The following is a 24,675-nucleotide window of genomic DNA, read 5'->3' as shown; positions in this document are numbered from 1 at the left end:
ATCATGTAGCGTCAGCAGCTTAGGCGCCGCTTCGAAAGCTGTCAATCAAGTCCTGCCCACCCCGACGATCCCATGGAGACGCTCTACCTCGCCGCCGACCCCATCGAGGCCGAAATCCTGCGGGAGTACCTGGCCGCGCACGGGATTTCCTGCAGCGTGCTGGGCAGTGGCCTGTGGAGCGGACGCGGGGAACTGGGGGCCGACGTCTACCCGAAGCTGGTCCTGCAGGATGAGCGCGACCGGACGCAGGCCGAAGCCCTGCTGCGCCAGTACGAGCACCGCCGCCATTCCCATGCCGAGTGGCACTGCGCCTGCGGCGAGGCCTCACCGATGACCTTCGAGACCTGCTGGTCCTGCGGGGAGCCGCGGACGACATGATCAACCTGGCGCTGTACCAGCCGGAGATTCCCCCGAATACCGGCAACCTGATCCGCCTCTGCGCCAACAGCGGCGCCCGGCTGCACCTGATCCACCCGCTGGGTTTCCGCACCGACGACGCCTCGCTGCGCCGGGCGGGGCTGGACTACGCAGAGTTCGTGGACATCCGCCACCACGCCGACTGGGCCGCCTTCCGCACGGCCCTGCCCGGCTCGCGCCTGCTGGCCTTCACCACCAAGGGCAAGCAACGCTACGACCGGGTGACGTACCGCGAGGACGACGTGCTGCTGCTGGGCCCGGAGTCGCGCGGGCTGCCGCAGGAACTGATCGACGAGTTGCCGGAGGATCAGCGCATCTACCTGCCGATGCGTCCGGACAACCGCAGCCTGAACCTGTCCAACGCGGCGTCGATCGCGGTGTTCGAGGCTTGGCGGCAGATGGGGTTCGCCGGCGCGCTTGGGCGATGACTGAATGTCATCGCCTGCGGCGGCGAGCGGGCGGCCATGGAATGTTTGGCCTCGCTAAGGCATGACTCGATGTCATGCCGAAGTAAGCCAAGCATGCCCAGGGGCTCAATCAGGTCACTGCTGCCCCGCCATGGATGGCGCCACCGCTTTTCCCCTCTCCCGCCAGCGGGCGAGGGGTGAAAAGCCTCTATTCCAACTCCGCCCTGGCCGGCCGCGTGGCCAGCTGCATCACGGCTTGCACCGGGGTGATCTCGCCCTGGATGACGGCGTTGATGGCCTCGGTGATCGGCATCTCCACCTCCAGGCGGCGCGCCAGGCGCACCACCTCGGGCGCGGCGCGGACGCCTTCCACCACCTGCTGGATCTCCTGGATCGCCTCGGGCACGGTCTTGCCCTGGGCCAACAGCAGGCCCATGCGGCGATTGCGCGACTGGTTGTCGGTGCAGGTCAGCACCAGGTCACCCATGCCGGCAAGGCCCATCAGGGTCTCGGGCTTGCCGCCCAGGGCCTTGCCCAGACGCATCATCTCGGCCAGGGCGCGGGTGATCATGCCCGCGCGGGTGTTGGCGCCCAGGTTGAGGCCATCGGCGATGCCGACGCCGATCGCCATCACGTTCTTGGCGGCACCGCCGATCTCGACGCCGGCGAAGTCTTCCGACGAGTAGGCGCGGAAGCCGTCACCGTGCAGGCGGCCGACCATGCGGCGGGTGAAATCCTCGTCCTGCGCGGCGATGGTCACCGCCGTCGGCAGGCCGATGCCCAGTTCCTTGGCGAAGGTGGGGCCGGAGATCACGGCGATGGGATAGTGCGCGCCCACCACGTCGAGGATGACCTCGTGCACCAGGCGGCCGGTGTTGGGTTCCAGGCCCTTGCAGGCGCAGGCGATGCCCTGGCCGGGTCGCAGCAGCGGCTTGAGGCTCTCCAGCGTTTCGCGCAGGGCGTAGCTGGGGGTGGAAATCAGCAGGTCTTCGCTCCCGCGCACGGCGACGGCGAGATCGGAGACGGCGGTCATGCGCGCCGGGAAGTGGCAGCCCGGGAGGTACTGCGCGTTCTCGCGCGCCGCCTCCATGGCCGCCATCTTGTCGGCGTTGCGGCCCCAAAGGAAGGTCTCGGAGCCGCGGCGCGCCAGGTGCACCGCCAGGGCAGTACCGAAGGAGCCGGCACCGAGGACGGTGATCGGCCCGTGCGGATCAGCCCCCTCAGTGGGTGGCGAGGGCGGCGCCATTCGTGTCCGCCTGGGCGCGTCCGGCCGCGGCCTTCTGCTGGTGCTCGACGTAGAGCGCTTCGAAGTTGATCGGCTGCAGCAGCAGCTGCGGGAAGCCGCCGCGCTGCACCAGGTCGGCGATCGCGTCGCGAGCAAAGGGGAAGACCTGGCCCGGGCAGAAGGCGCCGAGCACGGCATGCTTCTCGGCCGGGTTGTCGAAGCCGCGCACGATGAACACGCCGGCCTGGTGGACCTCGGCCAGGAAGGCCACGTCCTCGCCCAGCTTGGCGGTGACGGTGACCGAGAGCATCAGCTGGAAATGGTCCTGCGGCAGAGGCTTGAGCTCGGTGTTGACCTGCACGTCGAGCTGCGGCTGCCACTGGCGGGTGAAGACGTCGGGCGCCAGCGGGACTTCCAGCGAGGCGTCCTTGAGGTAGATCTTCTGCAGCAGCACCTGGCGCGCGGGGGCGGCGCCGGCAGCGGCGTTCGGGGTGGTTTCGTCGGTCATGAGTTGGAGTCTTTGAGAAGCGGGTCGAGTTTGCCCGCGTGGTCGAGGGCGGACAAGTCGTCGAAACCGCCGACATGGGTCTCGCCGACGAAAATCTGCGGCACCGTGCGGCGGCCGCTGATGCGCATCATTTCCTCGCGTACCCCGGGATTCTCGTCGACGCGGATTTCCTCGTAGGTGACGCCCTTGGAGCTCAGCAGCCGCTTGGCCATCACGCAGAACGGGCAGACCCGCGTGGTGTACATGCGCACCGGCTTCATGGTTACTTCACCGTCACCGGCAGGCTGTTCATCAACCAGCCGTTGATGCCGCCGCGCAGCGGGTAGACCTCGGCGTAGCCCTGCTTGCGCAGCTTTTCGGCGATGGCGCCGCCCATGGTGCCGAGCGCGCAGTACAACAGCACCGGACGACTCTTGTCGCGGAACTGGCCGGCGTATTCGTCGAACTTGGCGAAGGGCGCATTGACGGCGTTCAGCAGGTGGCCGCGCTTGAAGTCGGCCGCGGTGCGCAGGTCGATGATCAAGGGGTCCTTGTCGTTGATGAAACGCACCGCTTCCAGGGCGGTCAGGCGCTTGCCGCCAGCCAGGTTGCCGTGGACTTCGTTGGCGACGATGAGGAGAACGACCACCCCCAGGGCGACGAACAGCCAGGGGTGGTTTTGCGCGAAAGTGATCAGCTGGTCCATATCTACCGCTTCAAGGCCATTTCGGTCGGGTGCTTCTAGGTCCTATCATTATCGCATGATCCGTGCCCTCCTCGCCCTCGCCCTGCTGCTGCCGGCCATCGCCCTCGCCCAGGACGCCCCGGACGGCCGGAACGCCGCGGCCAGCGACAAGCGCCTGGAGGAGGTCCGGGGGCGGATCGAGGAGCTCCAGGGGGAGATCGAGGGCAACAAGAGCCGCGAGGACGCCCTGCGCCGCGACGTGGAGACCGTGGAGAAGAAGATCACGGTGGCCCAGGCCGAGATCGGCCTGCTGCGGCGCAAGGAAATGACCCAGCTGGCCCGGGTGCGGCGCGCCCAGGCGGAGCTGGACGAGTCCGAGCGCGAGCTGGAAGGGCAGAAGAAGGCCCTGGCGGCCCAGGTGCGGGCGGCCTACATGATCGGCCAGAACCCGGCGGCGCGGCTGCTGCTGAACCTCAGCGATGTGCAGCAGGTGGACCGCATGGTCACCTACTACGATTACCTGGCCCGCTCCCGCGCCAGCCGCATGCGCAACATGCTGGCCCATGCCGACAAGCTGCGCGCCCTGCGAGACAAGCTGGACGACGAGGCGGCAACCCTGGCGGCGCTGCGCGCCGAACAGCAGGCGGCGCTGGCGCGCCAGCGCGGCCTGCGCCAGAGCCGCGCCGCGCAGCTGTCGCAGCTGCAGCTCAAGCTGGGCGACCAGGAAAGCCAGCTCAACCAGCTGCGCGACACCGAGCGCGAGGTGAAGCGCACCCTGGAGGCGATCCAGCGCGCGTTGCGTGAGGCGGCGGCCCAGCCGCCCTCCCGCCCCAGGCCCCAGCAGGAGCCGGAAACGCCCCGCGGACCGGAGCAGTTCAGCGACCGCCCCTTCCCCAGCCAGAAGGGCAAGCTAGCCTGGCCGGTACGCGGCCCGCTGCTGGCCAGCTACGGGCAGCCCAAGGCGGGCGGGCGCCTGTCATGGAACGGCAACTGGATCGGCGCCGACGCCGGTGCCCCGGTACGGGCCGTCTCCGCCGGCCGGGTGGTCTATACCGGCTGGATGCAGCGCTATGGCCTGATCGTGATCCTGGAGCACGAGGGTGGCTATTTCACCCTGTATGGCCACAACCAGGGCGTGGCGCACAGCGCCGGCGACCTGGTCCGGGCCGGCGAGGTCATCGCCCAGGCCGGCACCACCGGCGGCCACGACCAGCCGGGCGTCTATTTCGAGGTCCGCAAGGGCACCATGGCCATGGACCCGAAACTGTGGCTGAGCCGCTGAACAGCGGCCCCTGGCCGATATGCTATCGTCGTCTCCACGCTTGAAAACCCCTTTCCGAACCATGCTCAAGACCTATCGCACGCCGCTGGTGCTCGCGGCCGGCATCGCCATTGGCACCGGCATCACGCTGACCCAGGGCGTGCTGGCCGACAAGGCCACCGCCAAGACCGAAGCCCTGCCCTTCCGTGACCTGCAAACCTTCGTCGAGATCCTCAACCGGGTGAAGAGCGACTATGTCGAGCCGGTGGACGACAAGACGCTGCTGGAGAACGCGGTGCGCGGCATGCTCACCGGCCTGGATCCGCACTCGGCCTACCTGGACGAAAAGGAATTCAAGGACATCAACATCAGCACCACCGGCAAGTTCGGCGGGCTGGGCATCGAAGTGCAGATGCAGAACGGCTTCGTGCGCGTGGTGTCGCCGATCGACGATACGCCGGCGTTCAAGGCCGGCATCCAGCCGGGCGACCTGATCATCAAGATCGACGAGGACTCGGTGAAGGGCCTGAGCCTGGCCGAGGCGGTGGACAAGATGCGCGGCGAGCCGGGCACCAAGGTGCAGCTCACCATCGCCCGCGAAGGCGCCAACGCGCCGGTGATCGTCGACCTGGTGCGCGCCGAGATCAAGGTGGCCAGCGTCAAGAGCAAGATGCTGGAGCCCGGCATGGGCTACCTGCGCATCAGCAGCTTCACCACCGAGACCGGCGCCGCGCTGGAACGCGAGATGGAGAAGCTGAAGAAGGACAACGGCGGCGACCTCAAGGGCCTGGTGCTGGACCTGCGCAACAACCCGGGCGGCGTGCTCGATGCCGCGGTCAAGGTCAGCGATGCCTTCCTCGAAAGCGGCTCGGTGGTCAGCATCAAGGGCCGCGAGCTGGCCAGTGCGCGCGATTTCACCGCCAAGCCAGGCGACCTGCTCAAGGGCGCGCCGATCATCGTGATGATCAACGGCGGCTCGGCCTCGGCCTCCGAGATCGTGGCCGGTGCGCTGCAGGACCAGAAGCGTGCGGTGGTAGTGGGCTCCAAGAGCTTCGGCAAGGGCTCGGTGCAGACCATCATGCCGTTGCAGAGCGACGCCGCCATCAAGCTGACCACGGCGCGCTACTACACGCCCAATGGTCGCTCGATCCAGGGCGAGGGCATCGAGCCCGACATCGCCATCCGCCAGCTCAAGGTGGCCAAGGACGAGCAGCAGGCCGCCTTCGAAGGCATCGAGGAAGCCGACCTGAAGGGTAGCCTGTCCAACGACAAGTCCAAGAAGAAGGACAAGGAAGAGGCCCTGAAGGACAAGGAGGCCAAGGCCAAGGAAGCCAAGGTGGCCGAGGATCTCGCCGAGAGCGACTACGCGCTCTACGAGGCCCTGAACCTGCTCAAGGGCCTGGTCATCGTCCGCGCCAGGTGATGCGGGTGCGGCGCCTGCGCTGCACCGTCGCTGCCCTGCTGTTGCTGCCCTGCATCGCCGGCGCCCGCGCGCCGGCGATCAGCATCGTCATCGACGACCTCGGCGATCGCCTGGCGGAAAGTCGTGCGGCGGCTGAACTGCCGGGGCCGGTGGCCTGCGCGATGCTGCCGGAGTCGCCCTACACGCCGCAGATCGCGGCGCTGGCCCAGGCGCGCGGCAAGGAAGTGATGCTGCACCTGCCACTGCAGCCCGGCCAGGGCCGGGGCCATCCCCTGACCATCCTCGATACCGCCAGCCCCGAGCAGCGTAATGCGCTGCTGCAGCGGGCGCTGGCCGCCGTACCGCAGGCCGTGGGCGTGAACAACCACCAGGGCAGCCGCCTGACCAGCGAGAGCGAGCCGATGCGCTGGCTGATGCAGGCCCTGCGCGAGCATGGCGGCCTGTACTTCATCGACAGCCGCACCAGCGCCGCGACGCAGGCCGAGGCCGAGGCCTGGCAGCGCGACCTGCCGACCACGCGCCGGCAGGTCTTCCTCGACAACAGCCGTGGCGCCGCCGCCTTGCAGGGTGAATGGCAACGCCTGCTGGCATTGGCGCGCAAGAACGGCACGGCGCTGGCGATCGGCCATCCCTATCCAGAGACCCTGGCACTGCTGCAGCGGGAGATTCCGCGACTGCAGGCGCAGGGCATCCGGTTGATCGCGCCCTCGGCGCTGATCCGGGAGCAGGGCACCTCGCGCGGCCTGCGCGTGGCGGCGGCGCCGCTGCGGCTGAGCGCGGCGATGAGCCAACCGGGGGAATCGCCGATGCAGGCAGTGGAGCAGAATCCGGCAACGGCCGTGATCGAAGCAGCGGTCGCCACCCCTTCGCCGGTCACGAGCACGGCGACGGCAGCCGATGCAGCGGTGGAACCGGTCGTGACGCCGGCGCCGTCAGCGAACCCGGGAGAGGTTTTTCGGTAGGAGCCGGCTTGCGGGCGACAGGATGCTCGCCGTCGCCGGCAAGCCGGCTCCTACATCCAGCACCTCGTAAGTCTTCTCCGCCTGCATGGCGAAGGCGGAGGCTTACCGGCTCCGCGCGCCCCAGGCCAGCGACGCCGCGATCGCTCCCAGCAGCCACGCCAGCGACGGTGCGCCCAGCAGCTGCGGCTGCGCTTGCGGTGCCAGCGTATAGACCAGCACACCGCCAAGCAGGCAGGCTGCGGCCAGCACGCTGCGGCGGGTACGGCGGCCGGAGGCTTCCAGCTCCAGGCGCAGGGCCTGCAGTTCGCGGCGGCTCGGGCCGCCCAGGCCTTCGCCCTTCTGCAGCTGGCGCAGCGCGTGGTGCGCCAGCTCCGGCAGCGATTCGGTCAGCGCCGGCATCTCGCGGCGCATACGCTCCAGCGTGGCGCGCGGGCCGATGCGCTGGCGCATCCAGTCTTCCATGATCGGCTTGGCGGTCTTCCACAGGTCCAGCTCGGGGTTGAGCTGGCGACCCAGGCCCTCGACCTGCAGCAGGGTCTTCTGCAGCAGCACCAGCTGCGGCTGCACCTGGTAGTTGAAGCGCCGCGCCACCTGGAACAGGCGCATCAGGAAGAAGCCGAAGGAGATGTCCTTGATCGGCCGCATGAAGATCGGCTCGCAGATCGTGCGAATCGCGGCCTCGAACTCCTCGACGCGGGTCTCGGCCGGAATCCACTCGCTTTCGACGTGCAGCTCCGCCACTCGGCGGTAGTCGCGGTTAAAGAAGGCGTAGAAGTTCTCGGCGAGATAGCGCTGGTCGGCCGGCGTCAGCGTGCCGACGATGCCGAAGTCCACGGCCAGGTAGCTCGGCTTCTTCGGGTTGCTGGCATCCACGAAGATGTTGCCGGGGTGCATGTCGGCGTGGAAGAAATTGTCGCGGAAGGTCTGCTTGAAGAAGATCTCCACGCCACGCTCGGACAGCGCCTCGAAATCCACGCCCAGTTCGCGCAGGTAGGCCAGCTCGCGGATCGAGATGCCGAAGATGCGCTCCATCGTCAGCACGTTGGTGCGGGTCTGGTCCCAGAACACCAGCGGGTGGTAGATCAGCTCGGAGCCCAGCCAGTTGCGGCGCAGCTGCGCGCAGGACGCTCCCTCGCGCATCAGGTCGAGCTCGTCGTAGAGCACCTTCTCGTACTCGGCGACGATCTCGCGCGGCCGCAGGCGCCGCGCCAGCGGCGAGAAGCGCTCCGCCATGTCGGCCAGCGTGTGCAGCAGCTGCACGTCGCTGTCGATCTTGTCGCGAATGCCGGGGCGGATCACCTTGACCACCACCTGCAGGCCGGGCTCGCCCGGTGCCGCCGGGAACAGCCGCGCCGCATGCACCTGAGCCACCGAGGCCGAGGCCATCGGCACGGGATCGAACTCGGCGTAGATCTCGCTCACCGGCTTGCCGAGCTCGGCCTCGATGATGGCCTGCGCCACCTCGCCCGGGAACGGCGGCACGCGGTCCTGCAGCTTGGCCAGCTCCACGGCAATGTCGGCCGGCACGATGTCCGGCCGCGTGGACAGGGCCTGGCCGAACTTGATGAAGACGGCGCCCAGTTCCTCCAGCGCCATGCGGATGCGCTCGCCGCGCGGGCGCGGGTCACGGTCGTTTTCACCCTTGAGGATGGCGCGCAGGTTGTAGCGGCGCATGACCTGCTGGATCTGCCACAGGCGGCGCAGGCGCACGAAGTTCATCGCGGGGCTTCCTCGATCCGGCGCAGGCGCGCCTCCAGGCGGTCGACGCTGCCGCGCAGCTCGTCCACCGCGTTCATCCAGTCCTCGACGTCGGCCGCGCGGGCCAGGTCGCGGGTTTCCTCGCGCAGGTACTCGGCGGTATCCAGGCCCAGCGTCGTCGCGGTCTGGCGACCCCAGCCGAACAGCTTCTGCACGCCCTGCACCAGCCGGTGCGCACCGGCGTCGCCGACGACCTTGGCCGCCAGTTCCTCGGGATCGAAGCCGGCCTGGGTCAGCAGGCGGTTGAAGCGGCTGAGCAGCTCGGTATCGCCATCCACGCGCAGGCCCTGCGGCACGCCGGCCTCGCCCTGGGTGACCTGCCAGGCCAGGCGCATCAGGGTGGTCAGGCTGCCGGCCACGCGTACGTCGGGCTCGCCGGCGAGATCGTCCAGCACGCGCACGCCGCCGGTAGCGAACTCGATGTAGAAGCTCCAGCCGGGACCTTCCACGTCGAGCGCGATGACGCGGCCGGCCAGGCGACCGCATTCCTCGGCCACCGAAGGCTCGAGCCGCAGCGTGCGGTTGAGCGCCACCTCGATGGCGGCGCAGAGCAAGGCAGGGGCTCTCATCGGATCAGTCGAGCCTGAACCCGCGGTGCACGGCAACGATGCCGCCGGTCATGTTGTAGACCTGCACACGAGACAGGCCGGCGTCCTGCATCATGCCCTTGAGCGTCTCCTGATCCGGGTGCATGCGGATAGACTCGGCGAGGTAGCGGTAGGACTCGGCGTCGCGCGCCACCAACTGGCCCATCAGCGGCAGCAGGCGGAAGGAGTACTGGTCGTAGACCTTGCCCAGCAGTTCGCTCTGCGGCTTGGAGAATTCCAGCACCAGCAGGCGGCCACCGGGCTTGAGGCAGCGGCGCATGGACCGCAGCGCGGCATCCTTGTCGGTGACGTTGCGCAGGCCAAAGCTGATGGTGATGCAGTCGAAGGAGCCTTCGGCGAAAGGCAGCTTCTCGGCATTGGACTGCACCAGGGGCACGCCGACCACGCCGCGATCGGCCAGGGCGCGGCGGCCCTCGCCCAGCATGGCGGCATTGATGTCGGTGAGGATCACCTGGCCGCGCGGGCCGGCCAGGCGGGCGAATTCGCGGGTCAGGTCGCCGGTGCCGCCGGCCACGTCCAGCACGCGCTCGCCGGGACGCACACCGGCCAGGTCGATAGCGAAGCGCTTCCAGATGCGATGGATTCCGAACGACATCAGGTCGTTCATGATGTCGTAGCTGCCGGCCACCGAGGTGAACACCCCGGCCACCCGCTTCTGCTTCTCGGCGGTGGGCACGTCCTGGAACCCGAAATGGGTGGTTCCGGACGGGGGGCTGTCCTTCTGGGGCGGTTTGTTCTCGGACGACATGGCGGCACTCGGGACGACAGGCAGGCATTGTAGCGGCAAGCCGGCCCGGCCGGCCCCGGCGCCGTTCATCGCCACCCGGTGACCGTCCGCCCCCTACCCCTTCAGGCCGGCCGCGGGCGGCCGCTACCCCGCCCATGAAGCCCTCCCTGAAGAACACGCCCGCAACGACGGCCGCCCCTGGCCCGGCGGCAGCCGGCAGTGCCGGCAACTGGGAGCAGCGCTTCCGGGCGATCTTCAATTCCATGTTCCAGTTCATCGGCCTGCTGGAACCGGATGGCAGCGTCATCGAAGTCAACGAAACGGCACTGGATTTCGCCGGCGTGACGCCGGCCGACGTGATCGGCCAGCCATTCTGGCGCACCGCCTGGTGGCAGACCCACATGGGCTCGCGCCAGCAGTTGCGCCGCGCCATCCAGCGCGCCGCCGCCGGCGAGTTCGTGCGCTACGAGACCGAACTCAAGGGACTCAACGGCCGCCTGCTGGCAGTGGACTTCTCGATCAAGCCGGTGCGCGACCCGGCCGGCGTCATCACGATGCTGATCGCGGAGGGCCGCGATATCAGCGGCCGGCGCGACGCCGAGATCGCCCTGCGCGAAAGCGAAACCCTGTTCCGTCACACCTTCGACAATGCGCCGATCGGCATTGCCCTGGTGTCGCCCGAGGGTCGCTGGCTGGCGGTGAACCGCGCGCTGCCGCGCCTGGTCGGCTACAGCGAGCGCGAGTTGCTGGACATGACCTTCCAGGACATCACGCACCCGGACGATATCGACAGCGACCTGGCCCTGCTGGAACAGGTACTGGCCGGCAAGCGCGACGGCTACACGCTGGACAAGCGCTACATCCACAAGCAGGGCCATGTGGTGGACATCCAGCTGGATGTCTCGCTCAAGCGCGACCCGCAGGGCCGCCCGCAGTTCTTCATCTCGCAGATCCAGGACATCTCGGAGCGCAAGCGCTACGAGGACTCGCTGACCCACGAGGCGCACCACGACGCGCTCACCGGCCTGCCCAACCGCCGCTACTTCGAGGACGTGCTCGACGAGCGCCTCTACAGCGGCGGCCTCGGGCGTCGGCGGCAGACGCTGCTGTACCTGGACCTGGACCGCTTCAAGCTGATCAACGACACCTGCAGCCACCAGGCCGGCGATCGCGTGCTGCGCGAACTGAGCCGCCTGCTCAGCGAGCGCCTGCGCAGCGGCGACCTGCTGGCGCGCCTGGGCGGCGATGAGTTCGCGGTGATCGCCGACTGCGCCGGGGCCGAGGAGGCGCTGCGCCTGGCCAACAGCCTGATCCAGGTCGTGGGCGCTTATCGCCTGGTCTGGGAGGACCGCCAGTTCCAGCTCGGATTGTCGATCGGCATCGCCATGGCCGACGACATGACCCGCAGCAGCGCCGAACTGCTCAAGCGCGCCGACACGGCCTGCTACATCGCCAAGCAGCGCGGCTGCAACCGCGCGCAGGTGTACCAGCAGAGCGACGAGGAAGTGCAGCAGGCGCACAACGACATGGACTGGGCCTCGCGCCTGGAGCAGGCGCTGGACGAGGACCGCATGCAGCTGCATGCGCAGAAGATCGTGGCGCTGGACGGGCGCCGCAGCCCGGGCCTGGAGGTGCTGATCCGCCTGCGCGAGTCCGACGGCCGGCTGATCTATCCCGGCGCCTTCATTCCCCCGGCAATCCGCTTCGGCCTGGCCGGCAAGCTGGACCGCTGGATCGTGCAGAAGACGCTGTCGTTCCTGCAGCAGCGCGACCGGCGCGGCGGTGACGGCGGTATGGGCGGCTACGCCTACCTGACGCTGAACCTGTCCGGCAGCAGCATCGCCGATCCGGACTTCAAACCGCTACTGCTGGACACGCTGCGCGAGACCCGTGCGGACCCGGCGCGCATCGGCTTTGAGATCACCGAGGCCACCGCCTTCGGCCGACAGGCCGCCGCCAAGGAACTGCTGGATGCGCTGCGGGAACGCGGACACCGCATCCTGCTGGACGATTTCGGCAGTGGCTTCACGTCCTTCGAGTGCCTGAAGTCACTGCAGGTGGACGGCATCAAGGTGGACCAGAGCTACACCCGCGACCTGGTGAACGATCCGGTCAACCAGACCATCGTGCAGTCGATCTGCAAGATCGGCCAGTGCCTCAACCTGGAAGTGATCGCGGAAGGCGTGGAGGACCAGCAGACACTGGATGCCCTCACCTCGCTGGGCGTGCGCAATGCCCAGGGCCATCTGTTCCACGTGGCGTCGCCGCTGAAGGAACTGCTGGACGAGACGCCGACGCTGTTCTGAACAGCGGATAGTAGATAGTAGTCGGTAGATAGTGGTTAAAAGCGCAAAGCCCGCGCAGCGGGCTTCGACAACTACTATCTACTATCTACCGACTACTATCTTTCGGCGCGTAGTGCCGAACCAGCGCCGCCAGCTTGGTCACGTCGCGGTCGCGCGACATGCCGATCTCGGCCATGCGCTGTTCGTAGCGCGCCCAGTTCTTCTCCTGGTCCTGCCCCAGCTCGTGCAGCAGTTCCCAGGTGTAGAGGCCGGTGTCGTGTCCGTCGTCGAATACCAGGCGCACGGCGTAGTTGCCCACCGGCTCCACGCGCTCGATGTTCACCGTGCGCTTGCCGCCCACCAGCATCGGCTCCGCCAAGCCATGGCCGCGCAACTCCGCGCTGGGCGAGAACACGCGCAGGTATTCGCAGGGCAGGCTGTGGCGGCTGCCGTCGGCAAACGCCACCTCCAACAGCCGCGAGCCGCGGTGCAGCTTCAGCGCGGTGACACGCGAGGCCGTCACAGGACGATCACAGGATGTACCGCGACAGGTCTTCGTCGGCGGCCAGCTTGCCGAGCTTGCCGTCGACGTAGGCGGCGTTCACGGTCAGGGTGGTGCCCGACTTGTCCGGCGCATCGAAGGCGGTCTCTTCCATCAGGCGCTCCATCACCGTATGCAGACGGCGCGCGCCGATGTTCTCGGTGCTTTCGTTGACCTGGTAGGCGATCGCAGCCAGACGCTCCAGGCCGTCGGCGGTGAAGTCCACCGTGACGCCTTCGGTCGCCATCAGCGCGCGGTACTGCTCGGTCAGCGAGTAGTTGGGCTCGGTGAGGATGCGCAGGAAGTCACCGGTCTTCAGCGCGTCCAGTTCCACGCGGATCGGCAGGCGGCCCTGCAGCTCCGGGATCAGGTCCGAGGGCTTGGACAGGTGGAAGGCACCGGAGGCAATGAACAGGATGTGATCGGTGTGCACGCTGCCGTACTTGGTGGTGACGGTGCTGCCCTCGATCAGCGGCAGCAGATCGCGCTGCACGCCTTCGCGCGATACGTCGGCGCCCGCGTACTCGCCGCGCTTGGCGACCTTGTCGATCTCGTCGATGAAGACGATGCCGTTCTCCTCGACGTTGCGCAGGGCCTCGGCCTTGATCGCCTCCTCGTCCACCAGCTTGGCAGCCTCTTCGTCGACCAGTTGCTGCAGCGCCTCGCGGATCTTCATCTTCTTGGCGCGCTGCTTGCCCTGGCCCATGCCGGCGAACAGCGACTGCAGCTGCTGGGTCATGTCTTCCATGCCCGGCGGGCCCATCAGCTGCACGTTGGGTGGCAGGCTGCTGACCTTGATCTCGATCTCGGTATCGTCGAGCTTGCCTTCGCGCAGCTGTTTGCGGAACACCTGTCGCGCGGCGCCGTTCTCGTTCTGGCGCTGGGTGCTCGGCTCGCCGAAATCCTTGGGCGGCGGCAGCAGGGCATCGAGCACGCGCTCCTCGGCCGCCAACTCGGCCTTGTCGCGCAGGCGCTGCGTGGCCTGGTCTCGGGTCTGCTTGATCGCGGCGTCGACCAGGTCGCGGATGATGCTGTCCACGTCCTTGCCGACGTAGCCCACCTCGGTGAACTTGGTGGCCTCCACCTTGATGAACGGCGCGTTGGCCAGCTTGGCCAGGCGCCGCGCGATCTCGGTCTTGCCGACGCCGGTGGGGCCGATCATCAGGATGTTCTTGGGGTGGATCTCGCTGCGCATCTGCACGTCCACCTGCTGGCGGCGCCAGCGGTTGCGCAGGGCGACGGCGACCGCGCGCTTGGCGGCGGCCTGGCCGACGATGTGTCGATCGAGTTCGGCGACGATTTCACGCGGCGTCATGCTGACGGACGCGGCGGGGGGCTGTGCGTTCATTGTTTCCTGGCCGCTCAGAGATCGAGGGTCTCGAGCGTGAGATTGTGGTTGGTGTAGATGCAGATGTCGGCGGCGATGTGCAGCGCCTTTTCGACGATGTCCCTGGCACCGAGTTCAGTGTTGTCCACCAGGGCGCGTGCCGCGGCGCTGGCAAAGCTGCCGCCACTGCCGATGGCGATGACGCCATGCGGCTCGGGCTCCATCACGTCGCCGTTGCCGGTGATCATCAGCGAGGCCTCGTGGTCGGCCACGATCAGCAGCGCCTCGAGCTTGCGCAGGTAGCGGTCGGTGCGCCAGTCCTTGGCCATCTCCACCGCAGCGCGGGTGAGCTGGCCGCCATGTTTCTCGAGCTTGCCTTCGAAACGCTCGAACAGCGTGAAGGCGTCGGCGGTGCCGCCGGCGAAGCCGGCCATCACCTTGCCGTTGTAGAGACGGCGCACCTTGCGGGCATTGCCCTTGACGCGCGTGTTGCCCATCGATACCTGGCCGTCACCGCCCAGGGCAACCTGGTTGCCGCGGCGTACGCAGAGGATCGTGGTTCCGTCGAATTGCTGCATCGCTGACCCCATCTTGGTATTGCACCGATGGTGGGGGCGATGGTGGGGGTATTCAAGCTGCGGCGCGGGTGCGATGCACGCCAGCGGCACAAAAGAAGAAGGCGCCTTGCGGCGCCTTCTTCACATCGCTGCGCCTTGCGGCGCGGGGCGATTCTTACTGCGCGGCCGGGGCCGGAGCAGCTTCGGCGGCCGGAGCGGCAGCGTCGGCAGCCGGGGCGGCGGCGTCAGCAGCCGGGGCGGCTTCGGCAGCCGGGGCGGCGGCGGCGTCGGCAGCCTGCTGCTCAACCGGGGCGGCTTCAGCGGCCGGAGCCGGGGCGGCTTCCGGAGCCGGAGCAGCTTCTTCCTTCTTGCAAGCGGCGAGGGCCAGGGCGGCGGCGAGGCCAGCGGCGATCAGAACATTACGCATTTGAACAACTCCCAAGGGTTTGAAAAATTAAGTTAACTAGCTAGCAATCCGAACAGACCGTGATCTGCCCCGATTAAGGGCGAAATCATACGCATTTTTTTGCAGCGCACAAGACTGAGTCAGCCTTCATGAGGCCTTTTTAGGGCGTTTTGCGCGGGGGTGGGCCTGGTCGTAAACCTCGGTCAGGCGCTTGAAATCCAGGTGGGTATAGATCTGGGTGGTGCTGAGGTTGGCGTGCCCCAGCATCTCCTGCACCGCCCGGAGGTCGCCGGTCTCGGTCAGCAGGTGGGTGGCGAAGGAGTGCCGCAGGCGATGCGGATTCAGGTGAGTGCCGAGGCCCGCGCGCTGCGCCCAGAGCTTGAGTCGCTGGCCGATGATGGCCCGCGTCGCCCTCTGGCCACTACGGCCCACGAACAGGGCCGTTTCGCCCGGGGCGGCCACCGCGGGCCGCTGCTCCAGCCAGGCCTGCAGGGCCTCCCGGGCCTTGGAGCCGACCATGACGATGCGCTGGCGCCCGCCCTTGCCGTTGACCGTGATCTCCGCCTGACCGCCGGCCACCTGGGCCAGGTCCAGGTCGTGCAGCTCCGACAGGCGCATGCCGGTGGAATAGAACAACTCGGCGATGGCGCGGTCCCGCTCGGCCCAGTCACCCTCGATCGGGGTATCGAGCGCGGTGTTCAGATCCTCCATCGGAATCACCGACGGCAGCTTGCGGCGCAGCTTGGGACCGCGGACGGCGGTGGCGGGATTGGCCTGCAGCAGCCCCCGGTTGACCTGCCGCTTGAAGAAGCCGCGCAGGCTGGAGAGGTAGCGGTGCAGCGAGGCCGGCTCGATGCCGGCGCGATGCCGGGCGGCCACGAAGCCGCGCACGGTGTGCTGGTCCACCTGCTCCAGGCGCGAGATGCGGGCCTGGCCGCAGTAGGCGGCGAAGGTGTCGAGGTCCTTCTGGCTCGCGGTGAGGGTATGCGGCGAGTAGCGCTTCTCGTGCCGCAGGTAGGACAGGTACTCCGCGATCTCGGCCCCGAAGGGCGCTGGCGCGGGCTCCGCCATCAGAGGCGCGCGCGCACCGCGGCGGCCACCAGTTCGGCGGTCATCTCCAGGAACAGCTTGCCCTGACGCGGCTGGAAACGCTCCGGGTCCACCGCGCCCAGGGCGATCATGCCCAGGTGCTTTTCCTTTTCCAGCGGGATGATCGCGGCCGAGGCCGGCAGCGACTCCGCCTTGGGAAACAGCAGCTTGGCCTTGTCGGCGGCCAGCGGGCCGCACTCGATCAGGCGCGTGCGGAAGAAATTCTCGAAGGCGCGGGCGATCTTGCCGTCCGGCTCCACCGAGACCAGGCCGTCGATGTCGTGGCGCTTGTACTGCGTGCTGGACAGGCCGACGAAGGTCTCCTCGATACCGAAGTCCTCACGCATGCACTTGGCCAGGCCCACGACCACGGCGGCCAGCGAGGGCGCGCGCATCAGCGTGCGCGCCAGGCGCTGCACGTTCTCGGCGCGCTTCTCGTTGTCGTGCGCCGCGGCCAGCAGGCGCTCGAGCTTGTCTTCCAGGCGCTGGTTCTTGGCGCGCAGCACATCGACCTGGCGCTCGATCAGCGACACCGCCGAGCCGGCCTTGTGGCGCATCTCGATGGCCTCCAGCAGGTCCGGGTGGCGGGTGAGGAAATCCGGATGCACCTTGAGGAAGGCGACGACCTCGCGCTCGTTGAGCTTGGGTGCTTCGCTGTCCTTCTGTGCCTTCAGTTCGGCCATTCCACTTCCCCTGTAAATACCGTTTCGGCCGGCCCGGTCATGTAGACCGGCTGGCCTTCCCCTGCCCACTCGATGGTCAGCATACCGCCGCGCACTTCCACGTCCACCTTTTCACCCAGGCGGTCCCACAGGCGGCCGGCCACCACCGCGGCGCAGGCGCCGCTGCCGCAGGCCAGGGTCTCGCCGGCGCCGCGCTCGTAGACCCGCAGGCGTACGCGGTCACGGCCCTGGATCTGCAGGAAGCCGACGTTGACCTGCTCCGGGAAGGCGCCATGGCGCTGCAGGCGCGGTCCCAGCTCGCCCACCGGGGCGGTGTCCACGTCCACCACCTCCAGCACCGCATGGGGATTGCCCATGCTGACCGCGCCGAATTCCACGGTCTCGCCGTCCAGCTCCAGGCGGTACTGCGGTGCCGCAGCTTCGGCGCCGGTGAACGGCACCTGCGCCGGCTGCAGCCGCGGCACGCCCATGTTCACGCGCACGCGGCCGTCCGGCAGCTGGCGCAGCTCCAGGGTGCTGGTGCGGGTGCGCACGCGGATGCTGTCCTTGTCCGACAGCCCCTGCTCGCGCACGAAGCGGGCCAGGGCACGGGAGCCGTTGCCGCACTGCCCGACCTCGGAGCCGTCGGCGTTGAAGATGCGGTAGTCGAAATCCACGTCCGGGGCACCGGGCGCCTCGATCACCAGCACCTGGTCGCAGCCGACGCCGAAGCGGCGGTCGGTCAGCTTGTGCAGCAGGGCCGGGGTGGGGCGGAAGGGCGCGCGCGTGGCGTCGATGACCACGAAGTCATTGCCGGCGCCATGCATCTTGGTGAACGGGAGCTTCATCCGGGCATTCTACTGTCCCGCACCGGGCCGGGAGCGTATGCTCTTGAACAAAAGGGGAATATTGGCTCCAGGATGAACCAGCGGACACAGCGGGCCGGGCGGGGACGGACGGCATGAGGCACCTCTACCCCATCATCACCACGCCCGACCTGGCGCGCTGCCGAGCCTTCTACGTGGAGGCGCTGGGCGCGCAGGTGCTGTTCGAGCAGGACTGGTACCTGCACCTGTCGGTGGATGGCTGGGAGATCGGCTTCCTGCATCCCAGCCACCCGCGGCGCCTGCCGGTGTTCGCGCACACCGCACTGACCCGCGGCCTGTGCCTGGCGCTGGAGGTGGAGGACGTGCGGGCCACGCACGAAATCATGCAGGCCAGCGGCTTCGAGCTGCTGGGCCAGCTCGGCGAGCACCCCGGTGGGGAGTTGTCGTTCTCGGTGATGGACCCGGCGGGAACCGTGCTCAACGTGGTGGCACGGCAGGCCGGAGGCGGAGCGGATTTCTTCGCCTGACCACATCGGCACGGCCGACGGCGCGCTAGCGCCGCATCCAGTCCAGGATCTTCCCTGCCAGCGCTTCGCCCGCATCCTCCTGGATGAAGTGGCCGACGCCCTCAAGCATCTCGTGCGGCTGTCCCTGGGCACCCGGCACCTGCTTCTGCAGGACCCTGTAGGCCCCGCGGGTGATCTTGTCCTGGGCACCGAAGATCGTCAGGAAGGGCTTCTGCCACTGGCCCAGCGCCTCCCAGGCGCGGCGGTTGGCCGGCGTGGCGGGATCATCCGGCGTGGTCGGCACCAATGCGGGGAAGCGGCGCGCGGCGGTCTTTGAAGCGTCCGTGGCAAACGGCGCGTCGTAGGCGGCCAGCTCCTCGTCCGAGGGCTTGCGGGCGCAGCCGGAGCGGATCACCCCGGAGATCGGGAACCACGGCGAGTGCAGCGCGAAGGCGCGCCACAGCTTGAAGGCCAGCGGCGGCTTGCGGTCACCCGTGGGCATGAAGCCATTGGCCACCACGATGCGCGCGAAGCGCTCAGGCTGCTCGGTGGCGATGCGCAGGCCCAGCAGCGCACCCCAGTCCTGGCACACCAGCGTGATGTCGCGCAGGTCGAGCTTGACGATCCACTGCGTCAGCCAGTCCACGTGGGCCTGGTAGCTGAACAGCTCCGGCTCCAGAGGCTTGTCGGACTTGCCGAAGCCGACCAGGTCCGGCGCCAGCGCGCGGTATCCGGCCTGGGCGAACAGCGGGATCATCTTGCGGTAGAGATAGGACCAGCTCGGCTCACCGTGCAGCATCAGCACCGGCGGCGCCGCGGCGCTGCCCTCGTCGACGTAGTGCATGCGCAGGCCATCGTCGAGCAGCAGGTGATTGGGCCTGAAGGGGTAGCCCGGCAGATCGGCGAAACGCGCCTCGGGCGTGCGGAACACTTTCATGGCGCCGGAGCATACGGCTTTTGACCACCCTGGACCACCATGCTAGAAAGCCGCGATTCGACGAGAGGGAGTTCATCCAGTGAAAGTGCTCGGGGCTGATATCGGGTTCGGCTACACCAAGGCCACGGACGGCAAGCAGCACCAGATTTTCAAGTCCATCGTCGGCGAGGCCAACGAGTCGCAGTTCGGCGAGAGCCTGCTGCCGGGCCAGCCGCTGTTCCCGCGCCACCTGATCGTCGGCGGCCAGTCGGTGTTCGTCGGCGAGCTCGCCGAGACGCAGTCGCGCGGCCGCGGCTTCACGCTGGACCAGACCCAGTTCCTCACGCAGTACAAGAAGACCCTGGCCCTGGCCGCCCTGGCGCCCTTCGTGGACAGCGGCGATCCGATCCGCCTGGTGGCGGGCCTGCCGATCAGCTACTTCCGCAAGCACAAGGACGCCCTGACCACGCTGCTGCAGAACCGCCACCCGGTCACCGTGGTGAAGCCAGGCAGCGGCGAACGCGAGGAGAAGGTGCTGTACGTGGAGCGCGTGCGCGTGATCCCGCAGCCCTTCGGCTCCATGTTCAACCTGATGCTCAACGACGTGGGCAAGGCCGCCAGCCAGCGCTTCGTCAGCGAGAAGATCGGCATCATCGACATCGGCTTCCGCACCGCCGACTACACCATCAGCGACAAGACCCGCTATTCCGAGCGCGGCAGCCAGTCCAGCGACTCCGGCATCTCGGTGGCCTACACCGCCATCGCCAACGCCCTGCTGGAGAAGAGCGGCATCAACGTGGAGCTGTACCGCCTGTACGAGGGCATCTCCAAGGGCAGCATCAAGATCAAGGGCAAGCGCTACGACCTCAACGCGATCTCACAGGCCGCCTTCGGCCAGCTCGCCTCGCGCATCGCCCAGGAAGTGAACCGCCTCTGGGCCGACGACTGGGACATCGACGCCATCGTCATCACCGGCGGCGGCGGCGCCTCCCTGGCCCCGTTCCTGACCCCGCTGCTGGAGGGCGAAGTGCTGCCGGTGCCGGCGGACCAGGATGCGCGCCTGAACAACGTGATGGGGTACTGGAAGTACGGGATGAATATCTGGGGGGCGTAAACCGCAAGCGTGTGAGTGTCCAGTGGACACTCACAGCGGGTTACGCCGGGTGGCCATGAATGGCCACCCAGGGGTTCAATCAGGGGACAGAAGTCCCGCCATGGATGGCGACACAGAAGGCGGCCTAGGTGCCGCCTTTTCTTCTTTCCTCTCTCCTCTTGTGGGAGAGAGGGGGAGGCCAGCCATTGATAGCTCCCCCTCTCCCGGCCCTGACGGGCCACCCTCTCCCGCAAGGGGAGAGGAAAGAGAGTCACGCTACCCGCTTCACCTTCGTCTCCATCTCCAGCTCTTCCAACGCCTCACCGGTGTAGACGGCCAAGCGCTGCATCGACGGCAGGATGTCGCGGCAGCCGGTGAAGCCGATGTTGAACTGCCCCGCGTAGCTGACGCTGGTGATGTTCAGCGCCTGTCCGTCCGACAGCAGCGACACCGGATACATCTGCTCCAGCCGCGCGCCATTGAAGTACAGCGGACGATCCGGCCCCGGCACGTTGGAGATGGTCAGATTGAACATCGGCCGCGTGACGCCGCCCAGGCCGGTGAGCAGCTGCAGCACGTAGGGCGACATGTACAGCATCGTGTAGTTGTTGATGCCCGCCTTGGGCAGGCTCTGCAGATGCACCTTGGCAGCCTGCGTGGAATCGTGGATCGCCTTCAGGCGCTCGATGGGATCGGCGAGCTCGGTGTGCAGGCTGGAGATGATGAAGCTGATGGCGTTGCCCGAGTGCACGTCATCCGCCGGGCGCACCGACACCGGCAGGCCCGCGGTGAGCGACTTGGCCGGCAGCTGATCCAGCTCGCCCAGGTAGCGGCGCAGCGCGGCGGCGGACAGGCCGAGGAACACGTCATTGACGGTCACGCCAGCAGCCTTGGCCACCTTCTTCACGCGATCCAGCTCGTAGTGCTGCGTGGCGAAACGGCGCTGCGCGGAGACCTTGCCGTTGAGGATCGACTTGGGGCCCTCGAAGGGCAGCACCCAGTCCGGGTTCTGGTGCGTGCCGGCCTGGCGAGCGAGATCGCCGAAGGCGCGCGACAGCTCCGGGAGCGACTCACCCTGGCGCTGCAGGCCGGCACGCAGCTTCTCCCAGGGCGTGCTCGGCGCGCCTTCGCGCCGCGGGCGCGGACCATCGCGGCCGGTGCCGACGCTCCAGGGCGGCGGCAGGTCGCGCGCGGCGGGGTCGAAGGAGAGCATCTTGGTCAGCATGCGCATGCCGCCGACGCCATCCACCAGCGAGTGGTGCACCTTCACGTAGAGCGCGAAGCGATTGTTCTCCAGGCCCTCGATCAGGTGACATTCCCACAGCGGGCGGGTGAAGTCCATGGGGTGCGAGTGCAGGCGCGAGATCAGCACACCCAGCTCGCGCTCGCCGCCCGGCTTGGGCAGTGCGGAGTGGCGGAAGTGGTAGTCGATGTCGATGTCTGTGGTCTCGCTCCAGGTCGGGAACACCGACTTGAGGCGGGGCGAGGTCAGCTTGAGATTGAAGGGCGCGGCGAAATGGCGGGTCTGGCGCAGGTTGGCCACGATGTCGCTGAACCAGTTATCGGGCGCGTTCTCCGGCATCGAGTAGATCGACAGGTTGGCGACATGCATCGGCGTGCGCGCGCTGTCGACGTAGAGCCAGGTCGCATCCAGCGGGTTCAGGGTTTTCATGAGGCTCCTCAGCCGGTTGTCTTCATTTTGTGGAGGGAATGAAAGCACAGATTGGCCGCAGGGCCTATGGCGCGTACGGTGCAGGCCCGTGATTTTGTGAATTTTAATTAAATATTCAATGCAATATTTAATTAAAAATCTCGATCCGGCCTTGATCTTTGATATGTCCGGGGACGCAGGTTTCGGCCTATACTTTTGCCTTGTTCTTAAACGCTCGTTTAGCAAACGACTGGCGAGCCCTCGAGGAGAAGCACATGAACACTGCGGTGTCCTACCTGCCCGGCATCAGTGCCGCCGAAGCCGAAATCAAGCGCGTCTTCGACCGCCAGCGGGCCACCGCATTGCGGCTGCGCACCTCCACCGCCGAGGAGCGCATCGCCAAGATCAAGAAGCTGCGCGACACGCTGCTGGCGCGCTCCGAGGAATTCCACGAGGCCGGCTACAAGGACTTCAAGAAGCCGCCGGTGGAAGTGGACCTCACCGAGATCGTCACCGTGGTGGTGGAAGCCAACGACGCCATCCGCCACCTCAAGAAGTGGATGAAGCCCAAGAGCGTGATGCCGACGCCGCTGATGCTGGGCACCAAGGGCTACGTGCAGTACGAGCCCAAGGGCCGCAGCCTGATCATCTCGCCGTGGAACTACCCGGTTAACCTGACTTTCGGGCCGCTGGTATCGGCGATCGCGGCCGGCTGCACCGCGATCCTGAAGCCCTCGGAAATGACGCCGCACCTGTCGGCGCTGATGGTGAAGATCACCCGCGAGCTGTTCTCCGAGGATGAAGTGGCGATCTTCGAGGGCGACGCCGCGGTGTCCACCGCCCTGCTGGCCCTGCCCTTCGACCACATCTTCTTCACCGGCTCGCCGGCGATCGGCAAGGTGGTGATGGCGGCCGCCGCCAAGCACCTGACCTCGGTGACGCTGGAGTTGGGTGGCAAGTCGCCGACCATCGTCGACGCCTCGGCCAACCTGAACCTGGCCGCGCGCAACATCCTCTGGGGCAAGTTCACCAACAACGGCCAGACCTGCATCGCGCCGGATCACATCTTCGTGCACGAGTCGGTCAAGGATCAGTTCATCGAGGAATGCCGCGGCGTGATCGCCAATGCCTACGGCACCACCGCGCAGGAGCAGATGAACAGCCCCTACCTGGCGCGCGTGGTCAACCAGCGCCACACCCAGCGCATCGCCGGCCTGCTGAGCGACGCGCAGCAGCGCGGCGCGCGCGTGCTGACTGGCGGCGCGGTGGACGAAGGCGCCTGCTTCATCGCGCCGACACTGATCGACAACATCCCGGTGGACGCCAAGATCCAGAGCGAGGAAATCTTCGGGCCGCTGCTGCCGATCATCCCCTACCGCAACCTCGACGATGTCATCCAGCAGATCAACGACCAGCCCAAGCCGCTGGCGCTGTACATCTGGAGCAAGACCGAGGCGAATATCCAGAAGGTGATGAAGAACACCAGCGCCGGTGGCACCTGCATCAACCACACCGTGGTGCAGTTCCTGCACGCCAACCTGCCCTTCGGCGGCGTCAACAACTCCGGCATCGGCAATGGCCACGGCCACTATGGCTTCAAGGCCTTCTCGCACGAGCGCGGCGTGGTCCGCACCCGCATCATGGGCGCCACGCTGTTCTTCCCGCCCCACTCCGCGTTCACGCTCAAGATCATCGGCATGATCAAGAAGCTGGCGAAGATCCTCGCCTGATCGGGCGGGCGTCTTGCAAAAGGCCGGGCAGTTGCCCGGCCTTTTTTGTTGCCCGCGCCCGGCGCCGGGTTTAAGGTCGAAAACTAACCGGTTGGGACGAGGCGACCCCGCCCCCGCCATGTCTCAATCGGATCAAGGCTCCGGGCACGTACCCGGCCCATGAAAGCGAGGAGAAGAACATGTCGATGATGCCCAAGCTGCTGGCGCGCGATCTGGTGGTGGTGGCCGCGACCCTGGCTCTGGTGGCCTGGAGCCATCAGTTGCAGGCCGCCGGTACGGCGCTGCACTGGCCGGTGGCGATCCTGGGCGGCGCGCTGGTGGCCGTCAGCGGCTACCTGGTGCACGAGTGGGGCCACCTGCTCGGAGCGCTGTCCCGCGGCAGCCGCGTGGAACTGCCGCCGACGCTGGCCGCGGTGTTCCTGTTCAAGTTCGACAGCGATCGCAACGACCGCCGCCAGTTCCTGGCCATGTCGATGGGCGGCTTCATCGCCTCGATCATCGTGGTGGCCCTGCTGGCCGTGATCCTGGACCTGGGCTACTGGGCCGACCGCATCGCCATGGGCCTGACCGTGCTCGGCGTGGCCGCCACCTTCATCCTCGAGGTGCCCGGCGCCTGGAAGGTCTACAAGGGCGCCCCGCTGCCGCACGGCGTCGCCTTCGTCGGCGGCGATCACCCTGCATGAGACGCAAGGCGGCGGCCCTGCTGATGGCCCTGGCCGCTCCGGCGGCACTGGCCGGCGGCGTCGAGATCGTCAGCCCCGACAGCCTCAACTGGCGCAGCGAACCGGCTGCGCCGGGCGCCATCGTCGCGGTGGTGCATGGCGATCCCAGGACAGGGCCCTACGTGATCCGCGCGCGCTTCGAGCAGGGCGCGCGCTCCGCGCCGCATAGCCACCCCGACACGCGCACGATCACGGTGCTGAAGGGGCGCTACTTCTTCGCCACCGGCACGCGCTTCGACCCCGGGGCGCTGGAGGGCTACGGCCCCGGCACCCTGCTGGTGGTGCCGGCCGGCACGCCGCACTTCTCGTCGGCTCCCGAGGGCGAGGTCATCGTGCAGGAGAGCGGCGAAGGCCCGACCGCGCTGGTGCCGATAACGCCCTGACACCGCCTGCCGTTGCGGGG

General features: G+C 67.7%; 27 protein-coding genes. 11 read left to right on the top strand and 16 right to left on the bottom strand.

The genetic code is table 11. From position 1 onward, the window contains the following. Nucleotides 1–72: 72 nt before the first annotated feature. A complete protein-coding gene (locus QT386_RS00285; protein WP_289271723.1) occupies nucleotides 73–378 on the top strand; it encodes a DUF2007 domain-containing protein in 306 nt (101 codons plus the stop codon). Then, nucleotides 375–845: a tRNA (cytidine(34)-2'-O)-methyltransferase gene (locus tag QT386_RS00280; protein WP_289271722.1), complete on the top strand. Its 471-nt coding sequence runs from the start codon at nucleotides 375–377 to the stop codon at nucleotides 843–845. The genes QT386_RS00285 and QT386_RS00280 overlap by 4 nt, the downstream gene beginning before the upstream one ends. A gap of 187 nt (nucleotides 846–1,032) precedes the next feature. Here QT386_RS00280 and QT386_RS00275 read toward each other — a convergent pair whose 3' ends face one another. The 4 genes from QT386_RS00275 to QT386_RS00260 are packed head-to-tail and all read right to left on the bottom strand — an operon-like array spanning nucleotide 1,033 to nucleotide 3,242. Beyond that, entirely contained in the window at nucleotides 1,033–2,070 is a 1,038-nt protein-coding gene (locus QT386_RS00275) for an NAD(P)H-dependent glycerol-3-phosphate dehydrogenase (RefSeq protein WP_289271721.1), read from the bottom strand. Continuing rightward, nucleotides 2,045–2,557, bottom strand: a complete 513-nt coding sequence (gene secB, locus QT386_RS00270) for a protein-export chaperone SecB (RefSeq protein ID WP_289271720.1) — start codon at nucleotides 2,555–2,557, stop codon at nucleotides 2,045–2,047. Before secB ends, QT386_RS00275 begins: the two co-directional genes overlap by 26 nt. Continuing rightward, nucleotides 2,554–2,817, bottom strand: a complete 264-nt coding sequence (gene grxC, locus QT386_RS00265; RefSeq protein WP_289271719.1) for a glutaredoxin 3 — start codon at nucleotides 2,815–2,817, stop codon at nucleotides 2,554–2,556. Before grxC ends, secB begins: the two co-directional genes overlap by 4 nt. Before the next feature lie 2 nt (nucleotides 2,818–2,819). Continuing rightward, the gene (locus QT386_RS00260; RefSeq protein ID WP_289271718.1) at nucleotides 2,820–3,242 is read right to left on the bottom strand and encodes a rhodanese-like domain-containing protein; all 423 of its coding nucleotides are present in this window, start codon (nucleotides 3,240–3,242) and stop codon (nucleotides 2,820–2,822) included. A 55-nt stretch (nucleotides 3,243–3,297) separates the two neighbouring features. Here QT386_RS00260 and QT386_RS00255 point away from each other — a divergent pair, with 55 nt between their 5' ends. From QT386_RS00255 to QT386_RS00245, 3 genes are all read left to right on the top strand, one after another. Then, nucleotides 3,298–4,503, top strand: a complete 1,206-nt coding sequence (locus tag QT386_RS00255) for a murein hydrolase activator EnvC (RefSeq protein WP_289271717.1) — start codon at nucleotides 3,298–3,300, stop codon at nucleotides 4,501–4,503. 61 nt (nucleotides 4,504–4,564) lie between these two features. Then, nucleotides 4,565–5,905 carry a S41 family peptidase gene (locus QT386_RS00250; RefSeq protein ID WP_289271716.1) on the top strand — a complete coding sequence of 447 codons (1,341 nt, stop codon included), beginning with the start codon at nucleotides 4,565–4,567 and terminating at the stop codon, nucleotides 5,903–5,905. A 5-nt stretch (nucleotides 5,906–5,910) separates the two neighbouring features. Then, the gene (locus QT386_RS00245; protein ID WP_289271715.1) at nucleotides 5,911–6,867 is read left to right on the top strand and encodes a divergent polysaccharide deacetylase family protein; all 957 of its coding nucleotides are present in this window, start codon (nucleotides 5,911–5,913) and stop codon (nucleotides 6,865–6,867) included. A gap of 102 nt (nucleotides 6,868–6,969) precedes the next feature. Here QT386_RS00245 and ubiB read toward each other — a convergent pair whose 3' ends face one another. The 3 genes from ubiB to ubiE are packed head-to-tail and all read right to left on the bottom strand — an operon-like array spanning nucleotide 6,970 to nucleotide 9,981. Further along, nucleotides 6,970–8,586 (bottom strand): ubiquinone biosynthesis regulatory protein kinase UbiB, encoded by a 1,617-nt coding sequence (gene ubiB, locus QT386_RS00240; protein ID WP_289271714.1) that lies wholly within the window; start codon nucleotides 8,584–8,586, stop codon nucleotides 6,970–6,972. Further along, complete coding sequence (locus QT386_RS00235; RefSeq protein ID WP_289271713.1) at nucleotides 8,583–9,194, bottom strand: SCP2 domain-containing protein; 612 nt, start codon at nucleotides 9,192–9,194, stop codon at nucleotides 8,583–8,585. The genes ubiB and QT386_RS00235 overlap by 4 nt, the downstream gene beginning before the upstream one ends. A 4-nt stretch (nucleotides 9,195–9,198) precedes the next feature. Beyond that, a complete protein-coding gene (gene ubiE, locus QT386_RS00230) occupies nucleotides 9,199–9,981 on the bottom strand; it encodes a bifunctional demethylmenaquinone methyltransferase/2-methoxy-6-polyprenyl-1,4-benzoquinol methylase UbiE (RefSeq protein WP_289271712.1) in 783 nt (260 codons plus the stop codon). A gap of 134 nt (nucleotides 9,982–10,115) precedes the next feature. Between ubiE and QT386_RS00225 the strand changes: the two genes are divergently transcribed. Next, nucleotides 10,116–12,266, top strand: a complete 2,151-nt coding sequence (locus QT386_RS00225) for a bifunctional diguanylate cyclase/phosphodiesterase (RefSeq protein ID WP_289271711.1) — start codon at nucleotides 10,116–10,118, stop codon at nucleotides 12,264–12,266. An 85-nt stretch (nucleotides 12,267–12,351) separates the two neighbouring features. Here the strand turns inward: QT386_RS00225 and QT386_RS00220 are convergent, their stop codons facing one another. The 7 genes from QT386_RS00220 to dapF form a co-directional block, all read right to left on the bottom strand. Then, entirely contained in the window at nucleotides 12,352–12,768 is a 417-nt protein-coding gene (locus tag QT386_RS00220) for a DUF971 domain-containing protein (RefSeq protein WP_289271710.1), read from the bottom strand. 7 nt (nucleotides 12,769–12,775) lie between these two features. After that, nucleotides 12,776–14,134, bottom strand: coding sequence for an ATP-dependent protease ATPase subunit HslU (gene hslU / locus QT386_RS00215; protein ID WP_289271709.1), 1,359 nt, complete (start codon nucleotides 14,132–14,134; stop codon nucleotides 12,776–12,778). Nucleotides 14,135–14,148: 14 nt separating this feature from the next. Further along, a complete protein-coding gene (gene hslV, locus QT386_RS00210; protein ID WP_289271708.1) occupies nucleotides 14,149–14,691 on the bottom strand; it encodes an ATP-dependent protease subunit HslV in 543 nt (180 codons plus the stop codon). Between the two features lie 154 nt (nucleotides 14,692–14,845). Then, nucleotides 14,846–15,097, bottom strand: coding sequence for a hypothetical protein (locus QT386_RS00205; protein ID WP_289271707.1), 252 nt, complete (start codon nucleotides 15,095–15,097; stop codon nucleotides 14,846–14,848). A gap of 126 nt (nucleotides 15,098–15,223) precedes the next feature. Further along, nucleotides 15,224–16,147, bottom strand: a complete 924-nt coding sequence (locus tag QT386_RS00200) for a tyrosine recombinase XerC (protein WP_289271706.1) — start codon at nucleotides 16,145–16,147, stop codon at nucleotides 15,224–15,226. Then, a complete protein-coding gene (locus QT386_RS00195; RefSeq protein ID WP_289271705.1) occupies nucleotides 16,147–16,848 on the bottom strand; it encodes a DUF484 family protein in 702 nt (233 codons plus the stop codon). Before QT386_RS00195 ends, QT386_RS00200 begins: the two co-directional genes overlap by 1 nt. Continuing rightward, the gene (gene dapF, locus QT386_RS00190; RefSeq protein WP_289271704.1) at nucleotides 16,836–17,675 is read right to left on the bottom strand and encodes a diaminopimelate epimerase; all 840 of its coding nucleotides are present in this window, start codon (nucleotides 17,673–17,675) and stop codon (nucleotides 16,836–16,838) included. Before dapF ends, QT386_RS00195 begins: the two co-directional genes overlap by 13 nt. Nucleotides 17,676–17,788: 113 nt before the next feature. Between dapF and QT386_RS00185 the strand changes: the two genes are divergently transcribed. Then, nucleotides 17,789–18,181, top strand: a complete 393-nt coding sequence (locus QT386_RS00185; RefSeq protein WP_289271703.1) for a VOC family protein — start codon at nucleotides 17,789–17,791, stop codon at nucleotides 18,179–18,181. Nucleotides 18,182–18,206: 25 nt separating this feature from the next. On the opposite strand, the gene QT386_RS00180 is transcribed toward QT386_RS00185, so the two are convergent. Then, on the bottom strand, nucleotides 18,207–19,097 hold the full coding sequence (locus QT386_RS00180) for a haloalkane dehalogenase (RefSeq protein WP_289271702.1): 891 nt from the start codon (nucleotides 19,095–19,097) through the stop codon (nucleotides 18,207–18,209). 79 nt (nucleotides 19,098–19,176) lie between these two features. Here QT386_RS00180 and QT386_RS00175 point away from each other — a divergent pair, with 79 nt between their 5' ends. After that, nucleotides 19,177–20,190 (top strand): ParM/StbA family protein, encoded by a 1,014-nt coding sequence (locus tag QT386_RS00175; RefSeq protein ID WP_289271701.1) that lies wholly within the window; start codon nucleotides 19,177–19,179, stop codon nucleotides 20,188–20,190. A gap of 250 nt (nucleotides 20,191–20,440) precedes the next feature. Here QT386_RS00175 and QT386_RS00170 read toward each other — a convergent pair whose 3' ends face one another. Continuing rightward, nucleotides 20,441–21,841 carry a wax ester/triacylglycerol synthase family O-acyltransferase gene (locus QT386_RS00170; RefSeq protein WP_289271700.1) on the bottom strand — a complete coding sequence of 467 codons (1,401 nt, stop codon included), beginning with the start codon at nucleotides 21,839–21,841 and terminating at the stop codon, nucleotides 20,441–20,443. Nucleotides 21,842–22,095: 254 nt separating this feature from the next. Between QT386_RS00170 and QT386_RS00165 the strand changes: the two genes are divergently transcribed. The 3 genes from QT386_RS00165 to QT386_RS00155 all read left to right on the top strand — a co-directional run bounded on the left by QT386_RS00165 (nucleotide 22,096) and on the right by QT386_RS00155 (nucleotide 24,655). Further along, complete coding sequence (locus QT386_RS00165; protein ID WP_289271699.1) at nucleotides 22,096–23,550, top strand: aldehyde dehydrogenase family protein; 1,455 nt, start codon at nucleotides 22,096–22,098, stop codon at nucleotides 23,548–23,550. A 179-nt stretch (nucleotides 23,551–23,729) separates the two neighbouring features. Beyond that, entirely contained in the window at nucleotides 23,730–24,233 is a 504-nt protein-coding gene (locus tag QT386_RS00160) for a hypothetical protein (RefSeq protein WP_289271698.1), read from the top strand. After that, entirely contained in the window at nucleotides 24,230–24,655 is a 426-nt protein-coding gene (locus QT386_RS00155) for a cupin domain-containing protein (RefSeq protein WP_289271697.1), read from the top strand. Before QT386_RS00160 ends, QT386_RS00155 begins: the two co-directional genes overlap by 4 nt. The last annotated feature ends 20 nt before the right edge of the window (nucleotides 24,656–24,675 follow it).

The organism is Solimonas sp. SE-A11 (assembly GCF_030345715.1).
Taxonomy (GTDB): domain Bacteria; phylum Pseudomonadota; class Gammaproteobacteria; order Nevskiales; family Nevskiaceae; genus Solimonas_A.
This window is presented reverse-complemented; position numbering and strand designations above follow the sequence as displayed.